General features: G+C 71.8%; 16 protein-coding genes. 5 read left to right on the top strand and 11 right to left on the bottom strand.

Going from position 1 to position 19,683, the window contains the following annotated elements; translation table 11 throughout:
- Window positions 1-2 precede the first annotated feature (2 nt).
- Both mdoH and IEX89_RS15370 read left to right on the top strand, forming a co-directional pair.
- Entirely contained in the window at window positions 3-1,874 is a 1,872-nt protein-coding gene (gene mdoH / locus IEX89_RS15375) for a glucans biosynthesis glucosyltransferase MdoH (RefSeq protein WP_188914128.1), read from the top strand.
- Window positions 1,871-2,617, top strand: coding sequence for an FkbM family methyltransferase (locus IEX89_RS15370; protein WP_188914127.1), 747 nt, complete (start codon window positions 1,871-1,873; stop codon window positions 2,615-2,617). Before mdoH ends, IEX89_RS15370 begins: the two co-directional genes overlap by 4 nt.
- Before the next feature lie 9 nt (window positions 2,618-2,626).
- Here IEX89_RS15370 and IEX89_RS15365 read toward each other — a convergent pair whose 3' ends face one another.
- From IEX89_RS15365 to IEX89_RS15345, 5 genes are all read right to left on the bottom strand, one after another.
- Window positions 2,627-3,583 (bottom strand): CAP domain-containing protein, encoded by a 957-nt coding sequence (locus IEX89_RS15365; RefSeq protein WP_188914126.1) that lies wholly within the window; start codon window positions 3,581-3,583, stop codon window positions 2,627-2,629.
- A gap of 66 nt (window positions 3,584-3,649) precedes the next feature.
- The gene (gene recR, locus IEX89_RS15360) at window positions 3,650-4,255 is read right to left on the bottom strand and encodes a recombination mediator RecR (RefSeq protein WP_188914125.1); all 606 of its coding nucleotides are present in this window, start codon (window positions 4,253-4,255) and stop codon (window positions 3,650-3,652) included.
- Window positions 4,256-4,282: 27 nt separating this feature from the next.
- Complete coding sequence (locus IEX89_RS15355) at window positions 4,283-4,603, bottom strand: YbaB/EbfC family nucleoid-associated protein (RefSeq protein WP_188914124.1); 321 nt, start codon at window positions 4,601-4,603, stop codon at window positions 4,283-4,285.
- A complete protein-coding gene (locus IEX89_RS15350; RefSeq protein ID WP_188914123.1) occupies window positions 4,600-5,937 on the bottom strand; it encodes a DUF3422 family protein in 1,338 nt (445 codons plus the stop codon). The genes IEX89_RS15355 and IEX89_RS15350 overlap by 4 nt, the downstream gene beginning before the upstream one ends.
- A gap of 95 nt (window positions 5,938-6,032) precedes the next feature.
- Entirely contained in the window at window positions 6,033-7,280 is a 1,248-nt protein-coding gene (locus IEX89_RS15345; protein ID WP_188914122.1) for an allantoate amidohydrolase, read from the bottom strand.
- A 181-nt stretch (window positions 7,281-7,461) separates the two neighbouring features.
- On the opposite strand from IEX89_RS15345, the gene ileS reads away from it, so the two are divergent.
- Window positions 7,462-10,599, top strand: a complete 3,138-nt coding sequence (ileS, locus tag IEX89_RS15340) for an isoleucine--tRNA ligase (protein ID WP_188914121.1) — start codon at window positions 7,462-7,464, stop codon at window positions 10,597-10,599.
- 50 nt (window positions 10,600-10,649) lie between these two features.
- Entirely contained in the window at window positions 10,650-11,573 is a 924-nt protein-coding gene (gene rbsK, locus IEX89_RS15335; protein ID WP_188914120.1) for a ribokinase, read from the top strand.
- Here rbsK and IEX89_RS15330 read toward each other — a convergent pair whose 3' ends face one another.
- The 6 genes from IEX89_RS15330 to IEX89_RS15305 form a co-directional block, all read right to left on the bottom strand.
- Window positions 11,574-12,467 carry a carbohydrate kinase family protein gene (locus IEX89_RS15330; RefSeq protein WP_188914119.1) on the bottom strand — a complete coding sequence of 298 codons (894 nt, stop codon included), beginning with the start codon at window positions 12,465-12,467 and terminating at the stop codon, window positions 11,574-11,576. It lies immediately after the preceding gene.
- A 23-nt stretch (window positions 12,468-12,490) separates the two neighbouring features.
- Window positions 12,491-13,597 (bottom strand): ABC transporter ATP-binding protein, encoded by a 1,107-nt coding sequence (locus IEX89_RS15325; protein ID WP_188914118.1) that lies wholly within the window; start codon window positions 13,595-13,597, stop codon window positions 12,491-12,493.
- 1 nt (window position 13,598) lies between these two features.
- On the bottom strand, window positions 13,599-15,113 hold the full coding sequence (gene argH, locus IEX89_RS15320; RefSeq protein ID WP_188914117.1) for an argininosuccinate lyase: 1,515 nt from the start codon (window positions 15,111-15,113) through the stop codon (window positions 13,599-13,601).
- Entirely contained in the window at window positions 15,110-15,967 is an 858-nt protein-coding gene (locus tag IEX89_RS15315) for a carbohydrate ABC transporter permease (RefSeq protein WP_188914116.1), read from the bottom strand. Before IEX89_RS15315 ends, argH begins: the two co-directional genes overlap by 4 nt.
- Window positions 15,964-16,836 (bottom strand): carbohydrate ABC transporter permease, encoded by an 873-nt coding sequence (locus tag IEX89_RS15310; protein WP_188914285.1) that lies wholly within the window; start codon window positions 16,834-16,836, stop codon window positions 15,964-15,966. Before IEX89_RS15310 ends, IEX89_RS15315 begins: the two co-directional genes overlap by 4 nt.
- Window positions 16,837-16,969: 133 nt before the next feature.
- On the bottom strand, window positions 16,970-18,220 hold the full coding sequence (locus tag IEX89_RS15305; protein ID WP_188914115.1) for a sugar ABC transporter substrate-binding protein: 1,251 nt from the start codon (window positions 18,218-18,220) through the stop codon (window positions 16,970-16,972).
- A gap of 183 nt (window positions 18,221-18,403) precedes the next feature.
- On the opposite strand from IEX89_RS15305, the gene IEX89_RS15300 reads away from it, so the two are divergent.
- Window positions 18,404-19,663, top strand: coding sequence for an ROK family protein (locus tag IEX89_RS15300; RefSeq protein ID WP_188914114.1), 1,260 nt, complete (start codon window positions 18,404-18,406; stop codon window positions 19,661-19,663).
- Window positions 19,664-19,683: the final 20 nt, after the last annotated feature.

The raw sequence follows: 19,683 nt of genomic DNA, 5'->3' as shown, positions 1-19,683 counted from the left end.
CGATGAACGATCTCGTGCGATCGCCCGACCTGCGCCCGCTCGCCGAGCGTAGGCATGACGCCGCCGCTGCGGCGCCGGTTCCTTCCCATACGCGCGCGGCCCCCGTCCGGACCAGCGCGACCGTGCGGGGGCGCAGGCGGCTGGTGGCGGGGCTGACGCTCGCGGGCGTCCTCGCGCTGATCGTCCCGGCGACGGCGATTCTCGCGGCGGAAGGGCTCACGCTGCTCGACGCGGTGATGCTCGTCTGCTTCGCGCTCGCGGCGCCGTGGACGGTGCTCGGCCTCGTCAACGCCACGATCGGCTTCGTCATCGCCCGGCGCGCGGCCGATCCCGTCCTCGCGGTGGCGCCCTTCGCGGCGGCCGGCGCACGCCCGGTGCCGGTGCGCGGGCGCGTCGGCGTGTTCATGACCCTGCGCAACGAGGATCCCGCGCGCGCCGTTCGCCGGCTCGCCATCGTGCGCGACAGCCTGGAGGCGACGGGGGAGGGCGAGGCCTACTCGTATCTCGTGCTGAGCGACACCTCCGATCCGGCGATCGCCGCGGCGGAGGAGGCGGAGGTGGCCGCCTGGCGTCGCGACGCGGGCGCCGGTGCGCGCATCCTCTATCGCCGCCGTTCGGAGAATATCGGCTTCAAGGCCGGCAACGTGCGCGACTTCGTCGAGACGCACGGCGCGCGCTTCGACCTCATGCTGCCGCTCGACGCCGACAGCCTGATGTCGGGGGAGGAGATCGTGCGCATGACGCGCATCATGGAGGCCCATCCGCAGATCGGCATCCTCCAGAGCCTCGTCGTCGGCGCGCCCTCGACGAGCGCCTTCGCGCGCATCTTCCAGTTCGGCATGCGCCAGGGCATGCGCCCCTACACGCTGGGCTCCGCCTGGTGGACGGCCGAATGCGGCCCCTATTGGGGGCACAATGCGCTCGTGCGCATCGCGCCGTTCCGGGAGCATTGCCGGCTGCCGACCCTGCCCGGCAGCGGCCCGCTCGCCGGCCATGTCCTCTCGCACGACCAGGTGGAAGCGGTGCTGATGCGTCGCGCCGGGTACGAGGTTCGGGTGATCCCGCGCGAGGGCGGGTCGTGGGAGGACAATCCGCCGACCTTCCTCGACTTCTCGAAGCGCGATCTGAGGTGGTGCCAAGGGAACCTTCAATACCTCAGCCCCGTTCTCCTCCTCATGAAGGGTCTCCTGCCGACGAGCCGCATGCAGCTCATCAGCGCGATCATGATGTTCGCCGCCGTGCCGGCCATGACGGCGATCCTCGCCCTCGCGCCCCTCGTCGCCGCGACGACCGACCCGGATGTCTTCCCCGTCGGCGCGGCGATCGCCTTCTACACGGCCTTCCTCGCGCTCTCGCTCGCGCCGCGCGCGCTCGGCCTGCTCGACGTCGCGCTCACGCCCGGCGGCATGGCGGCCTATGGCGGGCGGCGTCGCTTCCTCGCGAGCGGGGCGATCGAGTTCGTCTTCTCGGCCCTGCTCGGCGCCGCGGCCTCCCTGCGGCTCACCCTCTTCATGATCGGCCTCGCCTTCGGCCGCGCCACCGTCTGGAACGGCCAGGCGCGCGACGCGCACGGGCTCTCCTGGCGCGACGCCGCCCGCGGGCTTTGGTCGACGACCGCCTTCGGCATCGGCATGATGGGGCTCGTGCTCTGGCTCGTGCCCGCCGCCTGGCCCGTGGCGCTGGTGATGTGCGCCGGCTATCTTCTCGCGATCCCCTTCGCCGTCCTCACCGCCGCGCCGGAGGCCGGCCGGGCGCTGGCGCGGGCGGGCCTGTGCGCGATCCCCGAGGAGATCGATCCGCCGGCCGAGATCCGCGCGCTCGCCGGCGAGCGGACGCTCCCCGTGCCGGCGCGACCACGGCGGGCCGCCGCATGACGCGCCGCGCGACCACCGTCGGGCGTTCGTTGCGCCTCTATCACGGCGATCCGGCGCGCGCCGCCGCCCTCGACGCGCTCTATCGCCCCCACGTCCCGGAGGGCGGCCTCGCCTTCGACATCGGTGCGCATGTGGGCGATCGCACGGCGTCGTTCCGGCGGCTCGGCGCGCGGGTGGTGGCGCTCGAGCCGCAGCCGGCCTGCTTCCGGGCGCTGCGCCTCATCCACGGCCGCGACGCGGGCGTACGGCTCGTCCAGGCCGCCGTCGGGGACGCGGCCGGCGAGATCCGCCTCGCCGTCAACAGCGCGAATCCGACCGTCTCCACCGCCTCGCGCGACTTCGTCGCCGCTGCCGCGGGCGCGCGGGGCTGGGAGGGGCAGGCCTGGGACGCGGAGATCGTCGTCCCCTGCGTGACGCTGGACGCCCTGGTGAACGCCCACGGCCGGCCCGATTTCGTGAAGATCGACGTGGAGGGGTTCGAGGACAAGGTGCTCGCCGGCCTCTCCTATCCGGTGGCCGCGCTCTCCTTCGAGTTCACCACGATCGCGCGGGACGTGGCGCATCGTTGCCTCACGCGCCTCGCCGGGCTCGGGAACTACCGCTTCGCCCTCTCGCTCGGCGAGAGCGCGCGCCTGGAGGAGCCCGGCTTCATGGGAGCCGCCGCCATGGCGGAGCGCATCCACACGCTGCCGCACGAGGCGAATTCCGGCGACGTCTACGCGACCCTGTCGCCGCCGACCTGACGTCGGCGCTCACCGCGTGCCTGCGAGGAGCAGCACCGCCGTCTTGGCGCCGGCTCCGTCCGCACCGAGCGCGAAGCCGAAGCGGTCGAGATCGGCGCCCGTCAGCGTCTCGCCGCGGGCCTCTTCCCACTGCGCGACGAAGCTCTCCACGTCCGCCCGCGTCGGCTCCGCGCCGCAGCCGGAGCACGTCGCCGCCAGAGCGCGGACGCCCGCGAAGCGGCGTGCGGCGTCCGCCGGCAGCGCTCCGGCGAGATCGAGGGCGGGCGGCTCGAGCGATCCCCCCGTCTGCGGCAGGAGATCGCGGGCGGCGGCGACGAGCGCCTCGTCCGCGTCGAGCGAGGCGACGCCCGCTTCCGCGCGCAGGGCGTTCAGGGCCTCGCGCGCCGCCGCGACGCGCGCGTCCGGCCCGATGGGCTCGGCGCTCGCGCCCGCATCGAGCCCGCGCGGCGTACCCGGGCCGGCGAAGGTCTGCACCGCGACCGTGCGGCCGCTCGCCGGATCGGCGGCGATGCCGTAGCCGAAGCGCGAAAGCCCGCCTCGCAGGATGTTGTCGCGATGCTCGGGGCTCTCCATCAGCCCCTCCTGGAAGGCCTCCACACGGGCGACGTCGGGGGGAATGTCGCAGCCGTCGCAACGCGCCAGGTTCTCGGCGACGATCTCGCTTCGCGCGCCCCCGGCCTCGTGGAAGCGGTCGGCGACGCTCTCGCCGTCGGGCGAGACATGGGCGAAATAGCCCCGCGCCAGCATGTCCTCGGCATGGCCCTGCGCGATCTCGTCGAGCGTCGGCCCGGCCGCGAGCGTGGCGAGCCCGTTCGCCTCGCGCGCGGCGTTAACCTCCGCGAGCGCCTCCTCGCGAAGCGCGGAAAGGTCGCCGGTCCGCACGTCCTGCGCGGCGGCGGTGAGAGCCGTGGCGGCGAGGAGGGCGGCGGCGAGGGCGAGGCGGGGGAGCGTGGCGGTGCTGGTCATGCGGCGAGAACGGGTGGCGACGGCGAAGGTTTCGCCGGAGAAGGTTTCGCCGGAGAAGCGCCTCTCCTACACCGCCGTTCGCCGCTTCAGCGCCGCGGACAGCGTGCCCTCGTCGAGATAGTCGAGCTCGCCGCCGACGGGGACGCCGTGGGCGAGGCGGGTGACGCTGACGGGGAGGCTCGCGAGCGCCTCCGTCAGATAATGGGCGGTGGTCTGGCCGTCGACGGTGGCGCCGAGCGCGACGATCACCTCGCGCACGGCGGGATCCTGGGCGCGGGCGAGGAGGCCCGCGATGGTCAGCTGGTCGGGCCCGATGCCGTCGAGCGCGGAGAGCACGCCGCCGAGCACGTGATAGCGCGCGTGCAGGGCGCCCGCGCGCTCCAGCGCCCACAGGTCGGAGACGTCTTCCACCACCACGATGATCGACGGGTCGCGGCTCGGGTCGGCGCAGACGGCGCAGGGGTCCGACGTGTCGACGTTGCCGCAGGTGGAGCATACGACGACGCGCTCGGCGGCGATGCGCATCGCCTCCGCCAGCGGCACGAGCAGCCCCTCGCGCTTCTGCATGAGCGCCAGCGCCGCCCGGCGCGCCGAGCGCGGGCCGAGGCCCGGCAGGCGCGCGAGAAGCTGGATCAGGCGCTCGATCTCGGGACCGGCGACGCCGCGGGCCATGGTCTGTGTGCTCTCGCTACGCGCCGCTCAGAACAGCTTCATGCCCGGCGGCAACGGCAGGCCCTTGGTGATCTCGGACATCCGCTCCTGCATCGCCCGCTCCGCCTTGGCGCGACCGTCGTTGCAGGCGGCGACGATGAGGTCCTCGAGGATCTCCTTCTCGTCGGGCACCATCAGCGAGGGGTCGATGGTGACGCCCTTGAGCGCGCCCTTGCCGGAGAGGCGCACGGTGACGGCGCCGGCGCCGGCCTGGCCCTCGACGATCATCTCCTCGAGCTCGGCCTGGGTCTCCTGCATCTTCTCCTGCATGGCCTGGGCCTGCTTCATGAGCCCCATCAGGTCCTTCATCGCCGATCCTCCTCCTTCGTGCGGGTCGTCTCGTGCTCGTCCTCGTCCATATGGCGCTTTCTCAGCCGCCGCACCAGGAGGAGAATGAGCGCGAGCACGATCGGCACCGCGATCGCCGTGCCGACATAGGGATCGACCGCCGAGGCGCCGCCCTCCTGGAGGCCGCGCAGGACGTAGAAGATGAGCCCCGAGATGTAGTAGGTGATCGCCGCCGCCGACAGCCCCTCGACGGTCTGCTGGAGGCGCAGCTGGATGCGGGCGCGCTCGTTCATGGCGCGCAGGAGGTCGCGGTTCTGGCTCTCGAGCTCGATGTCGATGCGCGTGCGCAGGAGCTGGGCGGCGCGGGTGAGCTTGCGCGAGAGGTTGGCCTGGCGCTCCTCCATGGAGGCGCAGGTGCGGATCGCCGGCTGCAGCCGCCGATCCAGGAATTCCGACCAGGAATCGGTGCCCGCGAGCGCCTTCTCCTCCAGTGCCCCGAGGCGCAGGCGCACGAGATCGGAATAGGCCCGCGTGGCGCCGAAACGGAAGAGCGCCGCGGCCGCGCCGGATTCGAGCTCGGCGGCGAGACCGGTGATGCGGTCGAGGAGCTCGCGATTGCGGGCGAGCCCGTCCGAGCGCTCCATGGCGCTCATGACGAGGGGCAGGTCCGTCTCGATCTTGCGCACGGAGGGGCCGATGCGCTGCGCCTCCGGCAGGCCGAGGAGCGTGAGCGTGCGGTAGGTCTCGACCTCGAGCACGCGCTGGACGATGGCACCGGCCTGGGTGCGCTCCATGCCGTTGTCGACGACGAGGATGCGCACGAAGCCGTGGGCGTCCGTGCGGAAATCGGTGGCGATGGTGGCCGAGCCGCCCTCGACAGTGGCGGCGGCGAGGTGGACGTCGCCGAACACGCCCTGCGGCCCCTTCGGCAGGGCCTCGGCCGGCAGGAGGTGCAGGTCGGCGGCGACCATCAGGGGACCGGGCTGCGGCACGAGACGCATGACGCCCATGAGCCCGTCCACCGCCGGGCGGAAGGGCTGGGGCGCCGGCGCGTCGGTGACGCTCGCGTCGCCGAATTCCCAGGAATACGTGGTGAACTCGCTGTGGCTCTCCCAGCGCAGCAGCGTTCCCGAGAACGCCACGCGATGGTGCTTGGCGCCGGCGCCCGGCCCCTCGAGCCCGAGGCTCGTGCAGAAGGCCGCGAGCGCCTCGCGATCGCGCTGAGCGGCCTCGCCGTCGGTCATGAAGGCGTAGTGCAGGATGCGCCGGGGCGCGTCCATGGACGCGGACGGCCGCGCGTGCACCTCCGCGAGCACCCGCGCGCGCAGCTCGTGCGGTATCAGCTCGACCGCCATCTCCCCCCCGATCGATCCGAAGGACGTATGAGCCGCCGGTCACCACCGCCGGCGCGCCACGATGGGCGAAGCGGGGCCGCGGCGCAATGGGGACGTCAGCCCCCCGCCCCCTGCCCCAGCACCCGCACCGCCTCCACCAGCGTCCGCACCGCCGCCCCCGCATCGGCCGCATCGATGCTCTCGGCCGGGTTGTGGCTGATGCCGCCCGCGCAGCGCACGAAGAGCATGGCGGAGGGGCACAGGCGGGCGGTGGCGACGGCGTCGTGGCCGGCGCCGGAGGGGAGGCGGATCGTCGCCTCGCCGGCGCGGGCGGCGCCGGTCTCCAGCGCGGCGGCGAGGCGCTCGTCCATGGCGGTGGCCGCCTGGTCCATGAAGCGCTCCTCGGCGAAGGTCACGCCGCGGCGCTCGGCGATGGCGCGGCAGCCCGAGACGATCTCCTCGACGAGGGCGGCGCGCACGGCGTCGTCGGGCGCGCGGATGTCGAGGGTGAAGCGCGTGCGTGCCGGGATCACGTTGAGCGCGCCGGGCTCGACCTCGCACACGCCGACGGTCGCGACCGCGTCGCGGGCGGCGGTGCCGGCGCGCTCGACGAGGGCGATCATCTCCGCGGTGGCCGCGAGCGCGTCCTGGCGCATGCCCATGGGCACGGTGCCCGCGTGACCCGCCATGCCCTCGACGGTGCAGCGCGCGCGCGTCGCGCCGTTGATCGCGGTGACGACGCCCACCGCGAGGTCGCGCGCTTCCAGCACCGGGCCCTGCTCGATGTGGACCTCGAGATAGCCGAGCGTCCGCGCCGGGTCGCGGGCGATGGCCGCGATGCCCTCCGGATCGCCGCCGAAGGCGAGGAGCGCCTCGCGCAGGCTGGTCCCGCCCGCGTCGCGCCCCTCGAGCCATTCCGGCTTGAAATGTCCGGCGAGCGCCGAGGAGGAGGCGAGGGAGGTGGGGAAGCGCACGTTCTCCTCGTCCCCGAAGGCGAGGATCTCGAGGGCGAAGGGCAGGCTCTCGTTCCGCAGGAGGTCGGCGGCGAGGATGCCGCAGACGACGCCGAGCGGCCCGTCGTAGATGCCGGCGTTCACGACGCTGTCGATATGCGAGCCGATCATCAGCGTCGGCGCGTCCGGCGTCGGGCCCTCGCGGCGCCCGACGATCGTGCCGAGCGCGTCCTCGCTCACGGCGAGCCCGGCATCGCGCATGAGCGCGGCGGTCGCGTCCGCACAGGCGCGATGGGCGGGGGAGAGGTAGAGGCGGGTGAGGCGGCCGGGCTCGTCCGTGTGGCGGGCGAGATCGGCGATCATCGCCATCGCCCGCGCGCCGATCTCGTCTCCGGGTGCCGCTGCCGCCATGATCGCCTCCGTCTCGTCTCGCGTGATCGAACGCGGCGCACGATGCGGGAGGCGGAGCGGCTTGTCGACCGCCGCGAGGGCGGCGCATGTCCGCCTTGCGCCCGCGGGGTTTCGCACATCGTTGCATCGCCGCGCGGGAGGGCTTAATTCACCGGGTCCGCACAGATGAAGAGGCCGCCCCGTGACCCGCGCCTACGCCAATGTCGAGCAGAACCCGAACTTCCCCGATCTCGAGGAGAAGATCGCCGCGCGCTGGAAGAGCGAGCGGACGTTCGAGCGCTCGATCGAGCAGAGGAAGGAGGCGGGAGCCGAGGAATTCGTCTTCTACGACGGGCCTCCCTTCGCCAACGGCCTGCCGCATTACGGGCACCTGGTCACCGGCTTCGTGAAAGACCTGGTGCCGCGCTACCAGACCATGAAGGGCAAGGCGGTGGACCGGCGCTTCGGCTGGGATTGCCACGGGCTTCCGGCGGAGCTGCATTCGGAGAAGGAGCTGAACCTCTCCGGCCGCCAGTCCATCGTGGAATACGGCATCGAGCGCTTCAACGCGCATTGCCGGCGCTCGGTGCTGCAGTTCACGGACGACTGGGAATACTACGTCGGGCGCCAGGGCCGCTGGGTCGATTTCCGCAACGACTACAAGACCATGGACCGCTCCTTCATGGAGAGCGTGCTGTGGGCGTTCAAGACGTTGTGGGACAAGGGCTTGATCTACGAGGGCTACCGCGTCGTGCCCTATTCCTGGGCCGTGCAGACGCCACTCTCGAACTTCGAGACGCGGCTCGACAACTCCTACCGCATGCGCCAGGACCCGGCGCTGACGGTCGGCTTCACGCTGGACAAGGCGCCGGGCGAGGAGATCGCGCCCAAGCTCTACGCCTGGACGACGACGCCCTGGACGCTGCCCTCGAACCTCGCGCTCGCGGTCAATCCCGATGCCGACTACGCGGTGCTCGCCAAGGGCGGTGAGCGGGCGATCGTCGCGCAGGCGCGGGTCGAGGCCTATGCGAAGGAGCTCGAGGGCTACGAGCCGGTCGGCACGGTGAAGGGCTCCGACCTCGTCGGGCGCCGCTACACGCCGCTCTTCCCGTTCTTCGAGGATGCGCCCAACGCCTTCCAGGTGATCGCGGGCGACTTCGTCGAGCTCGACGGCGGCACGGGCGTGGTGCATCTCGCGCCCGCCTTCGGCGAGGACGACATGCGGGTGGCCACCGCCGCCGGCATCCCGGTGATCGACCCCGTGGACCTCGCCGGCAACTTCACCGACCAGGTGCCGCCCTATGCGGGCAAGAACGTCTTCGAGGCCAACAAGGACATCATCCGCGACCTCAAGGCCGAGGGGCGGGTGCTGCGCCACGAGAGCTACGACCACTCCTATCCGCATTGCTGGCGCACGGATCAGCCGCTGATCTACAAGGCGGTGCAGTCCTGGTACGTGAAGGTCTCGGCCTTCCGTGACCGCATGGTCGAGCTGAACAAGGACATCCGCTGGGTGCCCGATCACGTGCGCGACGGCCTCTTCGGCAAGTGGCTGGAGAACGCGCACGACTGGAACATCTCGCGCAACCGCTTCTGGGGCTCGCCGCTTCCCGTGTGGAAGTCGGACGACACGAACTATCCGCGCGTGGACGTCTACGGCTCCATCGAGGAGCTGGAGCGGGACTTCGGCGTGAAGCTCGAGGACCTGCACCGCCCGGCCATCGACGCGCTGACGCGCCCGAACCCGGACGATCCGACCGGCAAGTCCACCATGCGCCGCATCGAGGACGTGTTCGACTGCTGGTTCGAATCGGGCTCCATGCCCTTCGCGCAGGTACACTATCCGTTCGAGAACAAGGACTGGTTCGAGAGCCACTTCCCCGGCGACTTCATCGTCGAGTACGTGGCCCAGACCCGCGGCTGGTTCTACACGCTGATGGTGCTCTCCACCGCGCTCTTCGACCGCGCGCCGTTCAAGTCCTGCGTCTGCCACGGCGTCGTGCTCGACGAGAACAAGCAGAAGCTCTCCAAGCGACTGAAGAACTATCCCGACCCCGTGGACGTGTTCAACACGCACGGGGCGGATGCGCTGCGCTGGTACATGGTCTCCTCGCCGCTCCTGACCGGCGGCGACCTCGCCATGCCCAAGGACGGACGCGCCATCGCCGAGACCGTGCGGCAGGTGATGCTGCCCTATTGGAACGCGGTGTACTTCTTCTCGCTCTACGCCAACACGGACGGCTACCGCGCCACGTACCGCACGGACGCCACGGGCGAGCTCGATCGCTACATCCTCGCGAAGACCGGCGATTTCGTGCGCGGCGTCGAGGGCGCGCTCGACGAGCTCGACATTCCGCGGGCTTGCGCCGCCTACCTGCCCTTCATCGACACGCTCAACAACTGGTACATCCGGCGGTCGCGCGACCGGTTCTGGGGCGCGGAGATGACGCCCGACAAGCGCGACGCCTACGACACGCTCTACACCGTGCTCGTGACGGCGACGCGGGCGCTCGCGCCGTTCCTGCCCTTCCTCACCGAGCACGTCCATTCCGTGCTCTGCGACGGGGAGAGCGTGCACCTCGCGGACTGGCCGGACGCCGCCGCGATCCCGTCGGACCCGGAGCTGGTGCGGCGCATGGACCTCGCCCGCGAGGTCTGCTCGGCGGCGCTCTCGATCCGCACCGAGAAGGGCTTGCGCGTGCGCCAGCCGCTGCGCTCGCTGACGGTGGCCTTCGCCGATTGCGCGACGCTCGCGCCGATGAAGGATCTCGTCGCCGACGAGGTCAACGTGAAGGAGGTCGTCCTCGTCGACGATCCCGGCCGCTTCGGCAAGACCGTGGTCGCCGTCGACCCGAAGGTCGGCAAGCGGCTGGGCAAGGCGCTCGGCGCGGTGCGCAAGGCGGGTCTCGACGGCGCCTGGGCGCCGGGCGAGGCGGGACGCGTCGCCGTCGAGGGGGCGGTGATCGAGCCGGGCGAGTTCCAGTTCCGATTCGAGGCCAAGGGCGGCGTCGACGCAATGCCCTTCGCGTCGGGAACGGGCGTCGTCGTCCTCGACACGGCGCTCGACGCCGAGCTCGAGCGCGAGGGCGTGGCGCGCGACCTGATCCGCCTCGTGCAGACGGCGCGCAAGGATGCCGGCCTCGACGTGGCGGATCGCATCGTGCTCGAATTGCGCGGGGAGGACGGCGCGCGCGCCGACGTGGCCGCCTTCGAGGCGATGGTCACGGGCGAGACCCTCGCCGCCTCCCTGCGCTGGACGGAGGAGACGCCCGCGGGCTTCCTCGCCAAGGGCGCGCTCAAGGGCGGCGAGATCGAGATCGGGGTCGCCAAGGCTGGCTGAGGCTGGCTGAGGCGGGCTGAGGCGCGCAGGACGACGGGGAGGGGCTGGGCATGGCCGGGCGGATCGTGATCCTGGGCGTCTTCGTCGCCGACACCGCCTATCGCGCGGCGCGCCAGCCGCGCATGGGCGAGACGATCCTCGGGCGCTCCTTCGCGCTCGGGCCCGGCGGCAAGGGCTCGAACCAGGCCGTTGCCGCGGCCAGGGCCGGAGGCGACGCGCACATCGTCACGAAGCTCGGGCGCGACACCTTCGCGGAGATGGCGCTCGCCACCTGGCGCGAGGCGGGCGTGACCCCCGCCGTGACGCAGGACGCCGGGAGCTACACGGGCGCTGCCTTCATCTTCGTGGACGAGGCGAGCGGCGACAACGCCATCATCGTGGCGCCCGGCGCGGCCGGCACGCTCACTCCCGCCGACGTGGAGGCGCAGGCCGCGCTCCTCGAAGGCGCGGCGGTGTTCGTGACGCAGCTCGAGCAGCCCATGCCCGCCGCGATCCGCGCCCTCGAGATCGCGCGCGCGGCCGGCGTGCGCACGATCCTGAACCCGGCGCCCGCCGCGCCCCTCGAGGACGCGACGCTCGCGCTCTGCGACATGGTCACGCCCAACGAGAGCGAGGCCGAGGCGCTCACCGGCATCGCCGTCGAGACGCTGGAGGACGCCGCGCGGGCGGCGGACGCGCTCATCGCACGCGGTGCCGGCGCGGCGGTGATCACGCTGGGCGCCCGCGGCGTGCTCGTCCACGATCGATCCCGCAGCGTCCAACTGCCGGCCTTCGAGGTCGGCCCGGTGGTGGAGACGACGGGGGCGGGCGACGCCTTCACCGGCGCCTTCTCCACGGCATTGGCGGAGGGGCGCGATCTCGTCGAGGCCGCGCGCTTCGGCTGCGCGGCGGCCTCCATCTCCGTCACGCGCCCCGGCGCGGCGGCCTCCATGCCGACGCGCGCCGAGATCGACGCGCTTCTCGGGCAAAGCTGATCAGAAGACGAGCGCGCCTCGCCCGCCGGGCCCCTGGATCGCGACGCTCGCCGCCGCGATGGCGCGATCGAGCGCGTCCTGCGGCGGCGCGCCCGACAGCCAGGCGTGGACGAAGCCCGCGTTGAACGCGTCGCCCGCGCCCGTCGTGTCGATCACGGGGACGGGCTCTGCGGCGCGATGGAGGCGCACGCCCCCGCCCGCGAAGAAGGCGCCGTCGGCCCCGGCCTTCAGCGCCACCGCGGGAAAGCGGGCGGCGAGGGCCGCGAGCGCGCGGTCCGGGCTCGTCTCGCCGGTGATGGCGGTGGCCTCCTCCAGGTTGGGCAGGAAGAGATCGACGCCGGCGCAGGCCTCGACGAGGCCCGGCGTGCGGATGAGCGCGTCGTCCCAGCTCGGGTCGAGCGAGATCGAAAGCCCCTGCGCGCGAGCGCGGGCGACGAGGTCGGGGATCTCCGCGAGCGTCGCGTATTCGGCGATATGCAGATGCACCGCCTCGTCCCAGGCGAGGGCGGCGTCGAGCGTCGCGGGCAGGACGTGGCCGGCGCGCCGCGTGAGGAAGGCGCGCTCGCCTTGCGCGACCATGGCCACCGTCACCTGTGGGCCGGCCTGCGCCGCGCGGTCGAGGAAGGAGAGGTCGATGCCGCTCGCAGCCAGCTCGTCCTCGAGCCCCGTCGAGAGGCGGTCCGTCCCGAGGCGCGCCACGAGGGCCGTGCGGCGGCCGAGCGAGGCCGCGTGCACGGCGGCGATGTAGGCGCCCCCGCCGGCGACGAGGGCCATGTCGCGCGCATAGACCTCCCGGCCGAGTGCGGGAAAGCCCTCGATGCCGGTGAAGACGAGATCGCAATAGATGCGCCCCACGCAGAGGACGGCGCCGGTGCGTCGGTCGCGATGCCTCATGTGGTGCGTCGCCCGTCCCGCGCTCATGTGCGCCGCGCGCCGTCGGCGCCAGCTCTGCCGGAGAGCGCCCGCTCCGTCTGCGCGTCGAAGAAGTGCAGCGTCTCGAGACGTGCGAACGCCGTCGCCGGCGCGCCCACGGCCGGCGCGCCGCGCCCCTCGGCCAGCGCGATCACGGGGCCGCCCGCGGTGTCGAGATGCACGTGCGTCTCCGGCCCCAGCGGCTCCACGGCCGTGACGGTTCCCGTGAGCGTGAGCGCGCCCTGCGCGTCCTCGTCCGACGCGACCCGCATGTCCTGCGGGCGTACGCCCACGAGGAGCCGCTCGCTCCCCCGCGTGAAGGGCGGCGCGGGGATCGTGCCCGTCGCGCCGTCCACGGCGATGGCCTCGCCCGCGTGGCGCGCGGGCAGGAGGTTCATCGCCGGCGTGCCGATGAAGCGGGCGGTGAAGACGTCGGCGGGCGCGTCGTAGAGATCGCTCGGCGAGCCGATCTGCAGGATGCGCCCGTCGCGCATGACGACGATGCGGTCGGCCATCGTCATCGCCTCGACCTGGTCGTGAGTGACGTAGACGGTGGTGGCGCCGATGCGCTGGTGGAGGCGCTTGATCTCGATGCGCATCTGGTTGCGCAGCTGGGCGTCGAGGTTCGAGAGCGGCTCGTCGAACAGGAAGGCGGAGGGGTTGCGCACCATGGCGCGGCCGATGGCGACGCGCTGGCGCTGCCCGCCCGAGAGCGCCGCCGGGCGCCGCTCGAGCAGGTCCTCGAGCCCGAGGATGCGCGCCGCCTCGTCGACGCGCGCGGCCTTCTTCTCCTTGGGCAGGCCCGACGTGTAGAGGCCGAAGGCGATGTTCTCGCGCACCGTCAGGTGGGGGTAGATGGCGTAGTTCTGGAAGACCATCGCCACGTTGCGGCGCTTGGGCTCGTGATGGTTCACGACGACCCCTCCGATCCTCAGCGTGCCCGCGGAGACGTCCTCCAGCCCCGCGATCATGCGCAGCGTCGTCGACTTGCCGCAGCCCGACGGCCCGACGAGGGCGACGAACTCGCCGTCGGCGATGGCGAGGTCGAGGCCGTGGACGACGGTGGCCGACCCGAAGCGCTTGACGATGTTCTCGAGCTCGATCGTCGCCATCTCACCTCACCTCCATCAGGGCCTCGAAGGCCCGGGTGCGTTCGGCCGCAGCCTCGCGCTCGCGCGCCGCGCGCGCCGCCGCCCGCGCGGCGAGGCCGTCGGACGCCGCGCGATAGGCGCCAAGCGCCTCCTCCATCGGCGCCGCCGCCGGCCCGCCGAACCGGTCGCGCACGGCGACGAAATGCTCGGGCGACACGGCCTGTGCGAACGCCGCCTCGTCGAGCGCGCTCGCGCGACCCGTCGCGTGCCGGAACGCCTCGGCGAAGGGCGAAAAGCCGTTCGCGGCGAGATCGCCGCCGGCGGCGACCACCGCCTTCGCCGTCTGCGCCGCGATCTCGTGCGCCTCGCGGAAGGAGAGGCCCTCGCGGCGCACCAGCGTGTCGGCGAGCTCGGTGATGGTGATGCACGAGCGCGCGATGTTGGTCGCGACGCGCGCGGGATCGATGCTCACCTGCGCGACGAGCGCGGCGAGGAGGTCGAGCGCGCGCTCGGCGACCGCGAAGGCCTGGTAGCCCATCTCCTGGGTCTCGCCCTCCGAGTCGTTCATGTCGGTGAAGGGCGTGTTGTGCATCACGTCGCGCATCGCCCGGGCGCGGCCCACGACCTGGCTCGCCAGATGCCGCAGGTGCTCGATGGGCACGGGATTGCGCTTCTGCGGCATGATCGAGGAGATCTGCACGAGCGCGTTGGGCACGTAGAGCTGCCCCACCTCGAAGCTCGACCAGACCTGGAAGTCCTGGATCGGCCGGCCGAGATGCAGGAAGAGCAGCTCCAGCGCCGAGAACGTCGCCGTCTGGTAGTCCACCGCCGCGATGCAGGAATAGGAATTGCGCAGCGGCGCGGAGAAGCCGAGGAGACGGGCGACGAGCCCGCGGTCGATGGGAAAGCCCGACGTCGTGATCGCGGCGGCGCCCATCGGGCAGAGATCCACGATGCCGCGCGCCTCCTCCAGCCGCGCCATGTCGCGCAGCAGCACCTCGATCATGGCCGCGAGATAATGCCCGAAGGTGGTCGGCTGCGCCGGCTGGCCGTGGGTGTAGGCGACGATGATCGTGGCGCGCTCGCGGCTCGCCGTCTCGATCAGCGCATCGAGCAGCGTGCGCGCGCGGGCGAGGATCGCGTCGAGGCGCGCCTTGAGCGCGAGCTTGAAGAGCGTGTGGTCGATGTCGTTGCGGGAGCGCGCAGTGTGGAGCCGCCCGCCGAGATCGGCGCCGACGCGGGCCTTCAGCTCGCGCTCGACGAGGAAGAAATAGTCCTCCACCTCGCCCGTATAGACGAGGGTAGCCGGCTCGATCTCGCGCTCGATCGCCGCGAGCGCGCGCGCGATGGCGCCGGCCTCCTGCCGCGTCAGGATGCCGGTCTCGGCGAGCATGACGCAATGGGCGGCGTCGACGGCGCGAAAGCCCTCGACGTGGGAGGTCTTCGCCGCGTCGAAGAGCGGCGCCAGCACCGTGCGGGCGTAGACCGGATCGGGGAAGACGCTCGCGTCGCGCGCCTGCGGGGAAGTCTCGCTCATCCCTTGAGCCCCGCGAGCATGACGCCGCGCACGATGTAGCGCTGGAGCGCGATGAAGACGAGGAGCGTCGGGATGGTGGCGAGCGCGGCGCCCGTCATGATCATCTCCCATTGGATCGACTGCTCGACGGCGAAGCTCGAGAGCCCGACGGGGAGCGTGTAGAGCTCGCGGCTCGTCACCGAGATCAGCGGCCAGAAGAAGGCCGTCCAGTTGCCGAGGAAGGTGAAGATCGCGAGCGCGGACAGGGCGGGAGTGACGAGCGGCATCGCCACCTTCCACCAGATCTGGAACTCGTTGAGCCCGTCGATGCGCGCCGCCTCCAGGAAGTCGTCGGGCACGCCCTCGAAGAACTGCTTCATCAGGAAGGTGCCGAAGGCCGTCATCATGCCGGGGAACATGATGCCCCAATAGGTGTCGAGCCAGCCGAGCTGGCTCGCCATCAGGTACCAGGGGATGACGAGCATCTCGGTGGGGATCATCAGCGTCGAGAGGATCGCGATGAAGACGATCATCCGCCCGCGGAAGCGGAACTTCGCCAGCGTGTAGCCCACCAGGCTGTCGAAGAAGAGGTTCGACAGGGTGACGGCGACGGCGACGATGGTGGAGTTCACGAACCAGCGCAGGAAGCGCCCGTCGGACAGCACCTCGACGTAGTTCGCGAGCGTCGGGTTCGCCGGGATGAGCCGCAGGTCGTAGACCTGGCCCGCCGTCTTCAGCGAGGTCGAGAACATGAAGAGGAGCGGCGTCACCATGACGACGCCGCCGATGAGGAGCAGCGTCCAGGCGACGATGCGGCCGGGGCGCAGCGGGCGCGGGCCCGCCGGCGCGTCGAGGATGTCGGTACGCGCGCTCATGTCCTCTCCCTCAGGATCCAGAGCTGCAGGAGCGAGACCGCGAGCAGGATCGAGAAGAGCACCACGGTCTGCGCCGCGGCGTAGCCCATCTCGTAGGACGAGAAGGCGCTCTGGTAGATCATCAGCACGAGCGGCTTCGTGGAGCCGAGCGGCCCGCCGGGATCGTTCGTGGTCATGTTGTAGACCTGGTCGAAGATCCGCAGGAAGCCGATGGAGGAGAGCACGACGAGGAACACCGTCGTCGGCTTGAGCAGCGGCAGCGTGATCTTGCGCAGGATCGCGAATTCGCCGAGCCCGTCGATACGGGCGGCCTCGTAGTACGTGCCCGGGATCGCCCGCAGCCCCGCCATGAAGATGATGATCTGGAAGCCGAGCCCGGCCCAGATCGCGGTGACCATGATCGCCGGCAGCGCCTGCTCGGTGGAGCGCAGGAAGGGCTGCGCGGGAATGCCGAAGCTGCCGAGGAAGCCGTTGATCGCGCCGATGGGCGGGGGCTGGTAGAACCAGCGCCAGACCCAGGCCATGGCCGCCGCCGTCGTCAGGAAGGGCAGGAAGTAGAGCGCCCGGATGAAGCCGTGCATGAACCGCACGCGATCGAGGTAGTAGGCGATCACGAAGGCGATGACGATGCTCGTGGGCGTGCCGATGAGCAGGTAGGCGAAGGTGTTCTCGAACACCTGCCAGAAGTCCGGATCGGAGACGAGCTCCGCGTAGTTCTCGAGCCCGATGAAGCGGGCGGGACGCAAGAGGTTCCAGTCCGTAAGCGACAGCCAGAACGCGTCGAGCGTCGGGTAGAAGCGGATGCCCGCGTAGAACAGGATCGGCACGGCGAGGAAGCCCCACGCCCAGACGACCTGCTTCTGGCTCATGGAGAGCCGATGCCAGCCGCGGGCCGGCTCCTCGGCGAGGCCGGGGGAGGGCGCCCGCAGCGCGGCGCTCGCATCGTTCGTCTGCGCCATGATCGACCTCCCTCCCCCGTTTTCCATGCGGATCGTCGAGCGCTCAGTTGCGCGCGTCGATGAGCTCCTGCTCCTCCTCGGCCGCGTCCGCCAGCGCGTCGGCCGGCGCGACGTCCTGGAGGAGGATGCGGTTCGTGGCGTCGATGATCAGCTGGCGCTGCGCCGCCTCGTCCACGAACAGCGTGGTGTGGGCGTAGTCGAGCCCGCGCAGGAACGGCCCGTAGATCGGGTCGGCGAGGTTCGCCTCGGTCAGCGCCACCTCGCGACGCGCGGGCAGCTCGCCCACGGTCTCGAGCCAGATCTCCATCGCCTCGGGGGATGTGATGTAGGCCAGGAACTTCTCCGCCGCCTCGAGCTCCTCGCCCTCGGCGGACGCGCCGATGCCGTTGGCGAAGTAGCTCGAATAGTTGGAGCGCGTGCCGTCGGGGCCGGCCGGCAGCTCGGTGACGCCCCACTCGAAGTTCTCGATGGAGCGGAAGGCGCCCAGCCGGAACGTGCCGTCGATGGTCATGGCGGCGAGGCCGGCGCGGAAGGCGGCCTGGCCCTCGTCCATGAAGCCGGCGGCGCCGACACCCTTCTCGGTCTGCAGGCTCGTGTACCATTCGAGCGCTTCGCGCCCGGCGTCGCCGTCGTAGGTCACCGTGCGGTAGTCGTCCGTGTAGGGCGCGCCGCCGAACTGGCGCACGAGCACCTCGCGCCACCAATGGTGATCCTGGCCCGCCATGTCGAGCGTGGTGCCCGCCGAGATCATGTTGCCGGCGCCGTCGCGCTTCGTCGTCGCCTCGGCGGCGGCGACCCACTCGTCGAGGGTCTGCGGCGGGTTCTCGGGATCGAGGCCGGCCTCCTCGAACAGGTCCTTGTTGTAGAACAGGGCCAGCGAGCGCACGGCGGTCGGCAGGCCGTAATACGCGCCCTCGCGCTTCATCGCGGTGACGATCGGGAAGAAGTCCTCCTCGATCTCGGCCGGCGGGAAGGCTTCCTGCGAGAGCGGCTGCAGGATGCCGCCGTCGACGAAATTGTCCGTCCAGCCGTAGAAGAGCTGCACCACGTCAGGCCCGCGACCGGCCGCGTGGGCGGCGACGACGCGCGTCTGGTAGTCGGCATAGGGGAAGGTGACGTGCTCGACGGTGACGCCCGGGTTGGCCGCCTCGAAATTCTCGATGAGCTGGTCCATCGCCTTGACGCGGGCGTCGAACACGTACTGCCAGTACTCGATCTCGACGGCCTGCGCCGCATTGGCGGCGAAGAGGCCGGCGCCGGCGAGAAGGCCGGCCTTCAAGAGGGTCTTGCGCATCAGTTCCTCCGCATGGACCGGTTCGGCCGCATCCCGGCCGCCCGGCATGTCCCGTCTCTGGTCGAGCGCAGCGTGGGGGCTCACTCGCCGTCAGGATCCGAGCCGGCTCGTCTCCTGTCAATAAAATAATCCACTTGAGTTATTCGGAGCGCTCGCCGATGCTGGCGGGCGGAGGTGCGGCGGATGAGGCAGGCTGGACGAGCGACGGGCGGGCATCGCGTGGCGATCGGGAGCAATCCCGAGCGCAACAGGAGCCACAATCGTCGCGTCGTGCTCGACGTCGTGCGCGTGCACGGGCCCGTGGGCCGCACGCGCATCGCCGAGCTCGCGCATCTCACGCCCCAGGCGGTGGCGAACATCGTCGAGGAGCTCGTCGCCGAGCGCTTCCTCGTGGAGGTGGGGCGCCTGCGCCGCGGGCGCGGCCAGCCGCCGATCCAGTTCGCGGTCAATCCGGACGGGCCCGTCACGATCGGCGTCGAGATCGCCGCCGACCACGTCGTGACCGTCGCGCTCGACCTCGCGGGCGGCTTGCGCGCGCAGCGCGTCTCGGCGCTCGAGGACACGATCCCGGAGGTCGTCCTGCCGCGCGTCGCCGCCGAGATCGCGGCGCTCGAAGCCGCGCTTCTCGCGGGCGCCGCCGCGGACGCCGCGCCGCCGGACGTGCTCGGGGTCGGCGTCGTCATGCCGGGACCCTTCGAGATCGAGGGCATGACGTCGGTGGGCCCCACCACGCTCTCCGGCTGGGGCGGCATCGCGCCGGGCCCGGCTCTGTCGCAGGCGGTGGGGCGCCCGGTCGTCGTCGAGAACGACGCTACCGCGGCCGCCGTCGGCGAGCGGCTCTTCGGCGCGGGACGCCACGTCCAGACCTTCTGCCTGCTCTATTTCGGCGCGGGCCTCGGCCTCGGGATCATCCACGAGGGCCGGCCCTATCGCGGCGCCTTCGGCAATGCCGGCGAGATCGGCCACGCCGTCGTCGCTCCCGGCGGGCGGGCGTGCCAATGCGGCCAGCGTGGCTGCCTGGAGCAGTACGCCTCGCTCCAGGCCCTGCGCGAGCGCCTCGCGGCGAACGCCGTGCCGGCGCCGGACGCGGCCTCGCTGGAGCGGCTCCTCGCCGACGGCGACCCGACGCTCTCCGCCTGGATCCGCGAGGCGGCGGCGCATCTCGCGCCGATGATCGCGACGCTCGAGAACATCCTCGACCCGGAGACGATCGTCTTCGGCGGGGTGATGCCGGACGCCCTGACGGACGCGCTCATCGCCGCTCTCGACCCGCTGCCGGTCTCGGTGGCGAGCCGGCGGGCGCGGGCGATGCCGCGCGTCGTGCGCGGCCAGACCGGGCAGCTGACGGCGGCGCTCGGCGCGGCCTCCCTCCCCGTCCTCGACACGCTGACACCCAAGCTCGACACCGCGAGCGCCGCCGCTTCACGTGCGACGCCGAGATGAGAACGAGAAGGTCGCCCCCA

It is taken from the genome of Salinarimonas ramus (assembly GCF_014645695.1).
GTDB classification, from domain to species: domain Bacteria; phylum Pseudomonadota; class Alphaproteobacteria; order Rhizobiales; family Beijerinckiaceae; genus Salinarimonas; species Salinarimonas ramus.
This window is presented reverse-complemented; position numbering and strand designations above follow the sequence as displayed.

Excerpts from the sequence above, each read along its gene's own strand:
- IEX89_RS15310 (WP_188914285.1), bottom strand. The coding sequence starts at position 16,836 with ATGAGCCAGAAGCAGGTCGTCTGGGCGTGGGGCTTCCTCGCCGTGCCG.
- rbsK (WP_188914120.1), top strand. The coding sequence starts at position 10,650 with ATGGCCGGGCGGATCGTGATCCTGGGCGTCTTCGTCGCCGACACCGCC.
- IEX89_RS15300 (WP_188914114.1), top strand. The coding sequence starts at position 18,404 with ATGAGGCAGGCTGGACGAGCGACGGGCGGGCATCGCGTGGCGATCGGG.
- recR (WP_188914125.1), bottom strand. The coding sequence starts at position 4,255 with ATGGCCCGCGGCGTCGCCGGTCCCGAGATCGAGCGCCTGATCCAGCTT.
- IEX89_RS15305 (WP_188914115.1), bottom strand. The coding sequence starts at position 18,220 with ATGCGCAAGACCCTCTTGAAGGCCGGCCTTCTCGCCGGCGCCGGCCTC.
- IEX89_RS15315 (WP_188914116.1), bottom strand. The coding sequence starts at position 15,967 with ATGAGCGCGCGTACCGACATCCTCGACGCGCCGGCGGGCCCGCGCCCG.
- IEX89_RS15355 (WP_188914124.1), bottom strand. The coding sequence starts at position 4,603 with ATGAAGGACCTGATGGGGCTCATGAAGCAGGCCCAGGCCATGCAGGAG.
- argH (WP_188914117.1), bottom strand. The coding sequence starts at position 15,113 with ATGAGCGAGACTTCCCCGCAGGCGCGCGACGCGAGCGTCTTCCCCGAT.
- IEX89_RS15325 (WP_188914118.1), bottom strand. The coding sequence starts at position 13,597 with ATGGCGACGATCGAGCTCGAGAACATCGTCAAGCGCTTCGGGTCGGCC.
- IEX89_RS15365 (WP_188914126.1), bottom strand. The coding sequence starts at position 3,583 with ATGACCAGCACCGCCACGCTCCCCCGCCTCGCCCTCGCCGCCGCCCTC.
- IEX89_RS15350 (WP_188914123.1), bottom strand. The coding sequence starts at position 5,937 with ATGGCGGTCGAGCTGATACCGCACGAGCTGCGCGCGCGGGTGCTCGCG.
- IEX89_RS15330 (WP_188914119.1), bottom strand. The coding sequence starts at position 12,467 with ATGAGGCATCGCGACCGACGCACCGGCGCCGTCCTCTGCGTGGGGCGC.
- IEX89_RS15370 (WP_188914127.1), top strand. The coding sequence starts at position 1,871 with ATGACGCGCCGCGCGACCACCGTCGGGCGTTCGTTGCGCCTCTATCAC.
- mdoH (WP_188914128.1), top strand. The coding sequence starts at position 3 with ATGAACGATCTCGTGCGATCGCCCGACCTGCGCCCGCTCGCCGAGCGT.
- IEX89_RS15345 (WP_188914122.1), bottom strand. The coding sequence starts at position 7,280 with ATGGCGGCAGCGGCACCCGGAGACGAGATCGGCGCGCGGGCGATGGCG.